At 60.7% G+C, this 10,797-nt stretch carries 9 protein-coding genes and 4 tRNA genes; all 13 read right to left on the reverse strand.

Annotated features, from left to right (window positions below; all coding sequences use genetic code 11):
• Window positions 1-2,486 (reverse strand): DNA-directed RNA polymerase subunit beta' (gene rpoC / locus VJX68_RS01895; RefSeq protein ID WP_324093947.1); only part of this gene is annotated, 2,486 nt, incomplete at its 3' end.
• A gap of 21 nt (window positions 2,487-2,507) precedes the next feature.
• Window positions 2,508-6,617 (reverse strand): DNA-directed RNA polymerase subunit beta, encoded by a 4,110-nt coding sequence (gene rpoB, locus VJX68_RS01900; protein WP_324093948.1) that lies wholly within the window; start codon window positions 6,615-6,617, stop codon window positions 2,508-2,510.
• Between the two features lie 190 nt (window positions 6,618-6,807).
• Window positions 6,808-7,200, reverse strand: coding sequence for a 50S ribosomal protein L7/L12 (rplL, locus tag VJX68_RS01905; protein WP_324093949.1), 393 nt, complete (start codon window positions 7,198-7,200; stop codon window positions 6,808-6,810).
• Between the two features lie 130 nt (window positions 7,201-7,330).
• Window positions 7,331-7,936: a 50S ribosomal protein L10 gene (rplJ, locus tag VJX68_RS01910; protein WP_324093950.1), complete on the reverse strand. Its 606-nt coding sequence runs from the start codon at window positions 7,934-7,936 to the stop codon at window positions 7,331-7,333.
• 38 nt (window positions 7,937-7,974) lie between these two features.
• Entirely contained in the window at window positions 7,975-8,688 is a 714-nt protein-coding gene (gene rplA / locus VJX68_RS01915; RefSeq protein WP_324093951.1) for a 50S ribosomal protein L1, read from the reverse strand.
• A gap of 11 nt (window positions 8,689-8,699) precedes the next feature.
• The gene (gene rplK, locus VJX68_RS01920; RefSeq protein WP_324093952.1) at window positions 8,700-9,125 is read right to left on the reverse strand and encodes a 50S ribosomal protein L11; all 426 of its coding nucleotides are present in this window, start codon (window positions 9,123-9,125) and stop codon (window positions 8,700-8,702) included.
• Between the two features lie 85 nt (window positions 9,126-9,210).
• A complete protein-coding gene (gene nusG, locus VJX68_RS01925) occupies window positions 9,211-9,774 on the reverse strand; it encodes a transcription termination/antitermination protein NusG (RefSeq protein ID WP_324093953.1) in 564 nt (187 codons plus the stop codon).
• A 35-nt stretch (window positions 9,775-9,809) separates the two neighbouring features.
• Window positions 9,810-10,013 (reverse strand): preprotein translocase subunit SecE, encoded by a 204-nt coding sequence (gene secE / locus VJX68_RS01930; protein WP_324093954.1) that lies wholly within the window; start codon window positions 10,011-10,013, stop codon window positions 9,810-9,812.
• Window positions 10,014-10,046: 33 nt separating this feature from the next.
• Window positions 10,047-10,123, reverse strand: a tRNA-Trp gene (locus tag VJX68_RS01935).
• A gap of 81 nt (window positions 10,124-10,204) precedes the next feature.
• Window positions 10,205-10,360: a 50S ribosomal protein L33 gene (rpmG, locus tag VJX68_RS01940; RefSeq protein WP_324093955.1), complete on the reverse strand. Its 156-nt coding sequence runs from the start codon at window positions 10,358-10,360 to the stop codon at window positions 10,205-10,207.
• A gap of 55 nt (window positions 10,361-10,415) precedes the next feature.
• A tRNA-Thr gene (locus VJX68_RS01945) sits at window positions 10,416-10,488 on the reverse strand.
• A 70-nt stretch (window positions 10,489-10,558) separates the two neighbouring features.
• A tRNA-Gly gene (locus VJX68_RS01950) sits at window positions 10,559-10,634 on the reverse strand.
• A gap of 26 nt (window positions 10,635-10,660) precedes the next feature.
• Window positions 10,661-10,746, reverse strand: a tRNA-Tyr gene (locus VJX68_RS01955).
• Window positions 10,747-10,797 lie beyond the last annotated feature (51 nt).

Here is a 10,797-nt window from a genome sequence, read left to right on the forward strand (position 1 = left end):
GCGACGTCGACGAGGCGGCGCGTCAGGTAGCCGGAGTTGGCGGTCTTGAGCGCGGTGTCGGCGAGGCCCTTGCGCGCGCCGTGAGTCGAGATGAAGTACTGGAGCACCGTGAGCCCCTCGCGGAAGTTCGCGGTGATCGGAGTTTCGATAATTTCACCCGACGGCTTCGCCATCAGGCCGCGCAGTCCCGCGAGCTGGCGAATCTGCTGCTCGGAACCGCGGGCGCCCGAGTCGGCCATGATGAAAATCGGGTTGAACGACGGCCCCGTGACGGTCTCGCCCTTGTCGTTCTTGCCGAAAACCTGGGTTGACAGTCCCTTGATAACGGCGCTGCCTATTTGGTCCTGCACTTCGGCCCAGATATCGACGACTTTGTTGTAGCGCTCGCCGTCCGTGATCACGCCGTTGTTGTACTGCTGCTGAATCTCGCTGACCTGCTTCTGCGCGCCTTCGAGCAGATGCGCCTTTTGCGGCGGAATGGTCATGTCCTTGATCGAGATTGAGATTCCGGCCTTGGTCGCGAACTCGAAGCCGATGTCCTTCAAGCGGTCGGCGAAGATAACGGTCGCCTTGTCGCCCGCGCGTCGATAGACGATGTCGATAAGGTTGCCGAGCTCTTTTTTCTTCATCGTCTTGTTGAGCTCGGTGAACGGGATCTCGGGCGGCACGATTTCGTAGAGCAGCACGCGGCCGACCGTGGTAGTGACGCGCTCGTAGCGCGGCATCGCGGCGACTGCCGCAGCGGCCGCAGCGGCGCGTTCCTTCTTGGTGCGCGGCTTGCCGTTGGTCTCGACCTCAGCCGGCGCGATTCCGGTCGCGAGCTGCGGCGACATCCGCACCGTGATTTTCGCGTGCAGATCGATCTCTTCGTGATCGTACGCGATTCGCACTTCCTCGACGTTGGCGAAGTTTTTGCCCTCGCCGCGCGCCAGCGGCTTCTCGCGCGTCATGTAGTAAAGACCCAGCACCATGTCCTGGGTCGGCACGATTACGGGCTTGCCCGACGCGGGCGACAGGATGTTGTTGGTGCTCATCATGAGCGCGCGCGACTCGACCTGCGCTTCGATGGACAGCGGCACGTGCACCGCCATCTGATCGCCGTCGAAGTCCGCGTTGTACGCGACGCATACGAGAGGATGGAGCTGAATCGCCTTGCCTTCGATCAACACCGGCTCGAACGCTTGGACGCCAAGTCTGTGCAGGGTAGGCGCGCGATTTAGCAGGACCGGATGCTCGCGGATTACCTCGTCGAGGATATCCCAAACGTCCTTGCCCTCTTTCTCGACCATCTTCTTCGCGCTCTTGATCGTCGTGACATAGCCCTTTTCTTCGAGCTTGTTGTAGATGAACGGCTTGAACAGCTCGAGCGCCATCTTCTTGGGCAGACCGCACTGATGCAGCCGCAGTTCGGGGCCGACGACGATGACGGAGCGGCCCGAGTAATCGACGCGCTTGCCGAGCAGGTTCTGGCGGAAGCGTCCCGATTTGCCCTTGAGCATGTCAGACAACGACTTCAGCGGACGCTTGGACGGTCCGGTGATCGCGCGGCCGCGGCGGCCGTTGTCGAAGAGGGCATCGACGGCTTCCTGCAGCATCCGCTTTTCGTTGCGGATAATGATGTCTGGGGCGTTGAGCTCGATCAGCCGCTTCAGCCGGTTGTTACGGTTGATAACGCGCCGATAAAGATCGTTCAGGTCTGAGGTCGCGAAACGTCCGCCGTCCAGCGGAACGAGTGGACGAAGATCGGGAGGAATCACGGGAAGGATGGTGAGGATCATCCACTCGGGCTTGTTGCCCGAGTCGCGAAACGCGTTGACGACTTTCAGCCGCTTCGCGACTTTCTTGCGCCGCGCCTCGCTCGCCGTCGCCTTCATCTCGGCGCGCAACTCCTCCGCCAACTTGTCCAGTGTGAGCTGTCCGAGGAGAGAGCGGACGGCTTCCGCGCCCATCTCGGCCTTGAAGGCGTCGCCGTATTGCTCGCGCGCCTCGCGATATTTGCGCTCGGTGAGCAGCTCTTTGTACTGGAGCGGAGTCTCGCCGGCGTCGGTGACGATGTAGCACTCGAAGTAGAGGACCTTCTCGAGTTCCTTCAGCGTCATGTCGAGCAGGGTGCCGATTCGCGATGGCAGCGAGCGCAGGAACCAGATGTGCGCGACGGGGGCGGCGAGATCGATATGACCCATCCGCTCGCGGCGCACTTTCGACTGGATTACTTCAACGCCGCACTTCTCGCAGACGACGCCGCGATGGCGCATGCGCTTATACTTGCCGCAGTTGCATTCGTAGTCCTTGGTCGGCCCGAAAATCTTGGCGCAGAACAGCCCGTCACGCTCCGGCTTGAAGGTCCGGTAGTTGATCGTCTCGGGCTTCTTGACCTCGCCGTGCGACCACGAGCGGATCATTTCCGGCGACGCGATCGAAATGCGGATCGCGTTGAACGCCAGTGGATTCTTGGGCTTCTCGAAAATGCCGAAGAGATCTTCCATCTCTTTATAACTCCCTGGCCCTTAAGCCCTTTGCGGCTGCTCGAGCAGCTCCATGTTCAGGCAGAGCGACTGGAGCTCCTTGACCATAACGTTGAACGACTCGGGCAGTCCGGGCTCGAGCGTGTTCTCGCCCTTGACGATCGCTTCGTACATCCGCGTTCGTCCCGCCACGTCGTCGGATTTAACCGTGAGCATCTCCTGCAGCGTGTAGGCGGCGCCGTAAGCCTCGAGCGCCCACACTTCCATCTCGCCGAGCCGCTGCCCGCCGAACTGCGCCTTGCCGCCGAGCGGCTGCTGCGTGACCAGGCTGTAGGGTCCGGTCGACCGCGCGTGAATCTTGTCCTCGACCAGATGATGCAGCTTCATCATATACATGACGCCGACTGTCACCGGCTGCTCGAACGGCAGCCCGGTGCGTCCGTCGTGGAGCTGAGCCTGTCCGGTCTCGGGCAGGTCGGCGCGCTTAAGCAACTGGAATATTTCCTCTTCGCGCGCGCCGTCGAACACGGGCGACGCCACATGGACGCCAGCGAGCGCCTTGGCCGCGAGCTTGTAGATATCGGGCTCGGCGAGCTCGTCGATAAACTTGTGGCTCTCTTTCTCGGGATAGATTTCCTTGAGCCGGCGTTTGAGCTGCGCGGCGCTGACACCGTTGCGCAAGTCTTCCTCGATTTTGTGCCCAAGTTCGCGCGCGGCCCATCCGAGATGCGTCTCCAGAATCTGGCCGACGTTCATGCGTGACGGCACGCCGAGCGGGTTGAGCACAATATCGACCGGGGTGCCGTCTGCCAGGCACGGCATGTCTTCCTCGGGCAGGATGCGCGAGAGGACGCCCTTGTTGCCGTGGCGTCCCGCCATCTTGTCGCCGACCTGGAGGCGGCGCTTGATCGCGACGAACACCTTGATCATCTTGATCACGCCCGGCGCGAGTTCGTCACCGGCCTTCAGACGCTCGACCTTGGCGCCGTAATGACTCTGCACCGCCTCGACGTTCGCGTTCATCGCGGCGATCGCATTCTCGGCTTCTTCCTGCGCCGATTCGTTCTCGACGCGGACCTGGCCCCATAGCGTCGGTGGCAGCTCTTCGAGCTCCTCGGCGCTGATCGTGTCGCCCTTCTTGAGCAGCTCCTTGCGCTCGTCGGACATCACGCGTCCCGCCAGCTTCTTGCCGACGAGCGACTTCTTGAGCTTGCGCAGAGTTTCCTGCCGGATGATTCGCACTTCCTCGGCTTCGTCCGTCTTGAGACGCTCGGCCTCGAGCACTTCGATTTCCTGCGTGCGTTCGTCCTTGGAGACGCCGCGGCGCGAGAACACGCGGCCGTCGATCACGGTGCCTTCGACGCCCGGCGGCACCCGCAGACTGGTGTCGCGCACCTCGCCGGCTTTTTCACCGAAAATCGCGCGCAGCAGTTTCTCTTCGGGAGAAAGCTGGGTCTCGCCCTTCGGCGTGATCTTGCCGACCAGGATGTCCTGCGGACGGACTTCGGCGCCGATGCGGATGATGCCACTGGCGTCGAGGTCCTTCAGCGCTTCTTCGCCGACGTTGGGAATGTCGCGGGTGATTTCCTCGGGTCCGAGCTTGGTGTCGCGCGCGATACATTCGAATTCTTCGATATGCACCGAGGTGAACAGGTCTTCCTTGACCACACGCTCGGAAATCAGGATCGAATCCTCGAAGTTGTAGCCGCCCCACGGCATGAACGCGACCAGCACGTTGCGGCCGAGCGCCAACTCGCCCATGTCAGTCGAGGGACCGTCAGCCAGCACGTCGCCACTCTTGACGCGCTCGCCTTTGACGACGATTGGGCGCTGGTTGATGCAGGTGTTCTGATTCGAGCGCTGATACTTGATCAGGTTGTAGATATCGACGCCGGCGTCGCGCAGGTCTTTGGTCTGCTTGTCCGCGCGGACGACGATTCGCTCCGCATCGACACTCTCGACGATTCCGTCGCGCTTGCCGACGACAGTGACGCCCGAGTCGCGGCCTACAGTGCCCTCAAGGCCGGTGCCGACGAGAGGTGCGTCCGGCTTCAACAGCGGAACCGCCTGCCGCTGCATATTCGAGCCCATCAGCGCGCGATTGGCGTCGTCATTCTCGAGGAACGGTATTAAGGATGCCGCAACCGAGACGAGCTGGTTCGGCGATACGTCCATGTACTGGACGTCTTCGGCGCGGACCATGGTGGACTCGCCGCCGATGCGCGCCGACACGATGTCGTCGGTGAAGCGCCCGTGCGCGTCGAGCTTGGCGTTGGCCTGCGCAATGACTTTGTCCTCTTCGTCGAGCGCGGACAAATAGAGGATTCGTTCCGTGACGCGATTGTTTTCGACTTCGCGATAGGGAGTTTCGATAAAGCCGTATTCGTTGACGCGCGCGTATGTGGATAGCGCCGCGATGAGACCGATATTCGGACCCTCGGGCGTTTCAATCGGGCATACGCGGCCGTAATGCGTCGGATGAACGTCGCGGACCTCGAAGCCTGCGCGCTCGCGCGTGAGTCCGCCCGGTCCAAGTGCGGAGAGGCGGCGCTTGTGCGCGATTTCGCTCAGCGGATTCGTCTGATCCATGAACTGCGACAACTGCGACGAGCCGAAGAACTCCTTGATGACGGCGGAGGCCGGCTTGTAGTTGACCAGCTCCTGCGGCATCAGGGTTTCGATGTCTTGAAGGCTCATCCGCTCCTTGATTGCGCGTTCCATGCGCACCAGCCCGATGCGGAACTGGTTTTCGACCAGCTCGCCGACGGCGCGCACGCGGCGATTGCCAAGATGGTCGATATCGTCGACTTGGCCGTTGCCGTTCTTGAGATCCATCAGGTAGCGGACGACCTCTAAGATGTCCTCGCGGCGCAGCGTGCCCTGCTCGAGCGGCACATCGATCTTGAGCTTGTGGTTCAGTTTGAGCCGTCCGACTTTCGAGAGATCATAGCGCTCGGCGTTGAAGAACAGATTGTTGAAGAACGTGGTTGCCGTTTCCTGCGTCGGCGGATCGCCGGGGCGCAGCCGCCGGTAGATCTCGATGACCGCCTCTTCTGGAGTGCCGAGCTTGTCCTGCGCGAGCGTGAGGCGCAGCGGACCGCCGCCGGGCGCGTCCTCGGTGAAAAGGACTTCGATTTTCTTGACGCCGTGGGCCTTGAGCTTTTCGAGCGTATCCTCCGTGATCTCCTCGTTGGTGCCAATCAGCACCTCGCCGGTGGTGGAATCGACGATGTCGTGGGCCGAGACTTTGCCGACGATCTCGTCGAGCGCGATCGGCACCTCGCTGATCTTCGCCTGTTCCATCGCGCGCACGATAGCCTTGTTGAACTTGCGGCCTTCGCGCGCGATAACCTCGCCCGACTTCGGATCCTTGACGTCGCGGCCGACGCGGGAACCCATCAGATGGTCGGCGACGAACTGCTTGGTGTACTGCTTGGGGTCGAGGGTGATGACGTCCTTGCGGTAGTAATAGTTGAGCAGGTCTTCGGTGGTCATCCCGAGCGCGCGCAGCAGCACCGTCGCGGGAAACTTGCGCCGGCGATCGATGCGGACGTACAGCACGTCGCGCGGGTCGAACTCGAAATCGATCCAGCTTCCGCGATACGGGATGATTCGCGCCGAGTAGAGCAGTTTTCCAGTGGAGTGCGTACGGCCCTTGTCGTGCTCGAAAAATACTCCGGGCGAGCGATGCAACTGCGAGACGATGACGCGCTCGGTACCGTTCACCATGAAGGTGCCGTTACCGGTCATCAGCGGAATCTCGCCGAAATAGACTTCCTGCTCCTTGACGTTCTTGATCGAGCGGCGCCCGTTCTCGACGTCCCAGATGACGAGCTGAATCTTGACCTTCAGCGGCGCCGCGTAAGTCATGCCGCGCTGATGGCATTCCTCGACGTCGTACTTGGGCGTGCCGAGCTCGTACGAGACGAACTCGAGCGAGGCGGTCTCGTTGAAATCCTTGATCGGAAATACCGACTTGAAAACTGCCTGCAGACCAACGTCCGCGCGGTCCTCGGTCGAGACGCCGACCTGCAAGAAGTCGTCGTACGAGCGCTTCTGAATCTCGATCAGATTCGGAATCTCGATGATCTTCTTGATCTTGCCGAAAGAGCGGCGAATGCGAAGATTGCTAGTTACATGAACCTGGGCCATCAGCTACCTCACCGTGCGTGCGCCCCATACTTCGGCGCGCCGTGAAGCAAAAGAGAACGCGGGCGCAGGGGTTTCCCCCGTGCCCACGGCTTCATCGATAAAGACCGTTTGAAATTCCCGCGCGCCGATACGTCCCGCGCCCCGTGAATTTCCCGACCCTTTGTTGTGCGTCAAAAAGACTAAGTCCTTCCTACTTCAGCTCCACGGTGCCACCGGCCGCTTCGAGCTTCTTCTTGATCTCTTCGGCTTCGGCCTTGTTGACGCCTTCCTTGACCGCCTTCGGCGCGCCGTCGACCAGGTCCTTGGCCTCTTTGAGGCCGAGTCCGGTCAATTCGCGTACGACTTTGATCACCTGGATCTTTTTGTCGCCGGAGCCCGTCAGCACGACGTTGAACTCTTCCTTCTCGGGCGCCGCTGCGGCAGCACCGCCGGCTGCGGGACCAGCAGCAGCGACAGCGACCGGAGCAGCGGCAGATACGCCGAGCTCGGCCTCGAGTTCTTTGACGAGGGCCGCCGCGTCGATCAGGCTCAGGTTCTTCAGATAATCCTTCACCTGATCGCGGCTGAGTTGTGCTTCTGACATGTTACCTTCTCTCCTTGTTCACGCATCCGGGGAGATGTTCTTTTGTCGCGCCCCGAGATTTGCTTTTTCATTCAACGGGATCGTTTAACGTAATCATCGCGCGCGCTTCGTGCACACGAATACTAAAAGATCAACCTTCAGACGGAGCAGGAGGCGTCTCCGGAGCCGCCGGTGCTTCAGGCGCGGGTTCCGATGACGCCGCTGCCGCAGGCGGCGCGCCGGCGCCGTTCTTTTTTCCAATCGCGTCGATCACGCGCGCCAGGTACGAGCCCGGCTCGTTCAGCAGGCGGACCAACTGAGTCGCCGGCGCATTGAGCAGCCCGAGCAACTGGCCGAAAATCACTTCGCGCGACGGCAGTTTCGAAAGCGCTTCAACTTCCGCCGGCGTGAGCGCCTTGCCGTCGAGCACCGCGCCGCGCAGCTTGAGCTTTTCGCCCAACGGCCCGAACGAGGTGAAAGTCTTCGCCAGTACCACCGGATCCTCATAACTGAGGATGAGGCCGACCTGGCCGCCGAGGTTGCTGTCGAGCGCCTCGAACTTCGTGCCCTTGATAGCGTGGCGCACCAGAGTGTTTTTGGCGATACGCATCTCGCCGCGCACCGCGCGGAGCCGCTTGCGCATCTCGGTCGATTCCGCTGCAGTCATCCCGCGGTACTCGGACACGAGCGCGATACTGGCGCGGCCGAAGCTGCCCGCGAGATCTTCGACCAGCGCGGTTTTCTCTGATTTCTTCATTATACTGATCCAGCTCCAACGAACGAAAAAACGAAAAACTATGCGGCCGCCGCGAGCGCTTTGGCTGCCGCCTGCCCGGTGTCGACGCGGACGCCGGGGCCCATCGTCGAGGAAAGCGCAACGCTGCGAACGTAGTTACCCTTGGCGCTGGCCGGCTTGGAGCGAACGATGGCACCGAGCAGCGCGCGCACGTTGTCGAGCAGCTTCTGATCGCCGAAACTCACCTTGCCGACGCGTGCGTGCACGACGCCTGCCTTGTCGACGCGATAATCGACCTTGCCGGCCTTGATCTCGGCGACGGCTTTCGCCACGTCGAAGGTGACGGTGCCGACCTTGGGATTGGGCATCAGGCCGCGCGGTCCGAGAATTTTGCCGATACGTCCGACCTGGCCCATCATGTCGGGTGTCGCAATGACGCGGTCGAAGTCGAGCCAGTTCTCTTCCTGAATTTTCTTAATGATTTCCTCGCCGCCGACGAAGTCCGCGCCCGCCTCGCGCGCCTCGCGCTCTTTCTCGCCCTTGGCGACGACGAGCACGCGCGCGGTCGAGCCGGTGCCATGCGGAAGAACAATAGTGCCGCGGACGTTCTGGTCGGCCTGCCGCGGATCGACGCCGAGCCGCACCGCGATCTCGACGGTCTCGTCGAACTTGGCGACCTTGTTGTCGACCACCAGCTTGACCGCTTCTTCGAGCGTGTAGCGCTTTTCGCGATCGATTTTTTTCAGTGCTTCTTTATATTTTTTCCCGGCCATTCCTCAGATCCTCAGTCGCTCACTTCGATGCCCATGCTGCGCGCGGTGCCGGACACGGTGTTGACCGCCGCGGCGAGGTCAGCTGCGGTCAGGTCCTTCAGCTTGGTCTTGGCGATTTCCTCGACCTGCGCGCGGGTGACCTTGCCGACCTTGTTCTTGTTCGGCATCGGCGAGCCTTTTTCGATTCCCGCGGCGCGCAGCAGCAGGATCGACGCGGGCGGGCTCTTGGTGACGAAGGTGAACGAGCGGTCGGCGTACACGGTGACGATCACCGGGATGACGAGGCCCTGCATGTTCTGGGTCTGCGCGTTGAAGGCCTTGCAGAACTCCATGATATTGACGCCGCGCTGGCCAAGCGCGGGTCCCACCGGCGGCGACGGATTGGCCGCGCCGGCCGGAATCTGCAGCTTTATCGATCCGACTACTTTCTTAGCCACTTTAAAATCGTTCCCGGTTACTCAAGTCGCGACCGCCGCCTGCGCGCATTTGGGAGCACGCGACCTGCGATTCGATTGGTTGTCGTTAGGCTTTCTCTACCTGCACAAAGTCGAGCTCGACCGGAGTTGCGCGGCCGAAAATCGAGATGAGAACACGCACTTTGCCCTTCTCCGGCTTGACTTCCTCGACGGTGCCGTTGAAGTCCTGGAAGGGGCCGTCGACGACTTTGATCGCTTCGCCGACTTCGAACAGCACCTTGGGCTTGGGCCTGAGCGCGCCCTCCTCCATCTGTTGCTCGATTTCTTCTACCTCGGACATCGGCACTTCGGGCGGATTAGTCGAGTGCCCGACGAAGCCGGTAATTTTCGGCGTATCCTTGATTACGTGCCAGGTATCGTCGTCGAGCACCATCTGCACGAAGATGTAGCCGGGGAAAAACTTGCGGCTCGAGACTTTGCGCGCGCCGCCTTTGCCGAGTTCCTGCACGCGCTCGATCGGTACCAGCACCTTGCCGATCTTGTCTTCCTTATGCAGCGAGCGCACCCGCTCCTCGAGCGCGGCCTTGGCCTTGTGCTCGTAGCCCGAGTAAGTGTGGACGATATACCACTTCATCGCGGGCTTGGCGGTTTCGGTAATAGGTTCGGTCATTGAAATCAGCAGGTCTAGCGTCCGGTCGTTGTTCCCTAGCGGAGCAGCATCTGCACGCCGCGCACCGCGAAAAAGTCGATCACTCCGAGCCACAAAGCCATCACAAACGCCAGACCGACAACCACAATCGTGGCCTGCATGGTTTCCTTGGGCGAGGGGTAATGGACCTTGGCAAGCTCCGTCCACGCTTCCGAGACGAAACTTACGCCCTGATTGAAGTAACTTTTCAGACTATTCATTTTTCGTGCCTAAAGCAAGAACCGGGTAAATTTTGGCGGGCCAGCCAGGGGTCGAACCTGGAACCCTCGGATTTGGAGTCCGATGCTCTGCCAATTGGAGCTACTGACCCTCGCAATCATTCGCCGCCGGGCGCGGGCTCGGCATCATTATATATACAGTCCCAAGGACGCGCGCCGGGACCTGCTACCGATCAAGTAATTTTACCTTCTTTGTGTACGGTATGGGCGCGGCACCTTGGACAGAATTTCTTGATTGAAAATTTGTCGGTCTGCGTTTTTTTGTTCTTGGTCGTGGTGTAGTTGCGTGACTTGCAAATATCGCACGACAGCGAAATCAGGTCTCTCATTTTAATCCGCCTCGAAAAACTTGTTTGCCGCTCACGCGGCCGCGCAAATCTGGAAAGCCCACGACGGGATTCGAACCCGTGACCTCTTCCTTACCAAGGAAGTGCTCTACCGCCTGAGCTACATGGGCATCCGCACAATGCTTTTTTCAGTGAAAAACAATTCGCAAAACTCGTTGCCTCTTGTCGTCATAGAAAATCTGGAGCGGGAAACGGGACTCGAACCCGCGACCCCGAGCTTGGAAGGCTCGCGCTCTACCAACTGAGCTATTCCCGCTCTCCCCATCGAACCCACCATTATACTGGTGGAGAGGGGAGGATTCGAACCTCCGAAGGCATAAGCCGGCAGATTTACAGTCTGCTCCCTTTGGCCACTCGGGAACCTCTCCTCCCAAGGCTATCGTGCCGACCAAGCCGATGGCGAGAATCGAACTCGCAAC

The sequence above is a fragment of the Binatus sp. (SeqCode) genome (assembly GCF_035272065.1).
Taxonomy (GTDB): Bacteria; Desulfobacterota; Binatia; order Binatales; family Binataceae; genus Binatus.

Bases quoted from the DNA above. Each gene is read 5' to 3' on its own strand.
- rplJ (WP_324093950.1), bottom strand. From the start codon at position 7,936: ATGAAGAAATCAGAGAAAACCGCGCTGGTCGAAGATCTCGCGGGCAGC.
- nusG (WP_324093953.1), bottom strand. From the start codon at position 9,774: ATGACCGAACCTATTACCGAAACCGCCAAGCCCGCGATGAAGTGGTAT.
- rplA (WP_324093951.1), bottom strand. From the start codon at position 8,688: ATGGCCGGGAAAAAATATAAAGAAGCACTGAAAAAAATCGATCGCGAA.
- rplL (WP_324093949.1), bottom strand. From the start codon at position 7,200: ATGTCAGAAGCACAACTCAGCCGCGATCAGGTGAAGGATTATCTGAAG.
- secE (WP_324093954.1), bottom strand. From the start codon at position 10,013: ATGAATAGTCTGAAAAGTTACTTCAATCAGGGCGTAAGTTTCGTCTCG.
- rpoB (WP_324093948.1), bottom strand. From the start codon at position 6,617: ATGGCCCAGGTTCATGTAACTAGCAATCTTCGCATTCGCCGCTCTTTC.
- rpmG (WP_324093955.1), bottom strand. From the start codon at position 10,360: ATGAGAGACCTGATTTCGCTGTCGTGCGATATTTGCAAGTCACGCAAC.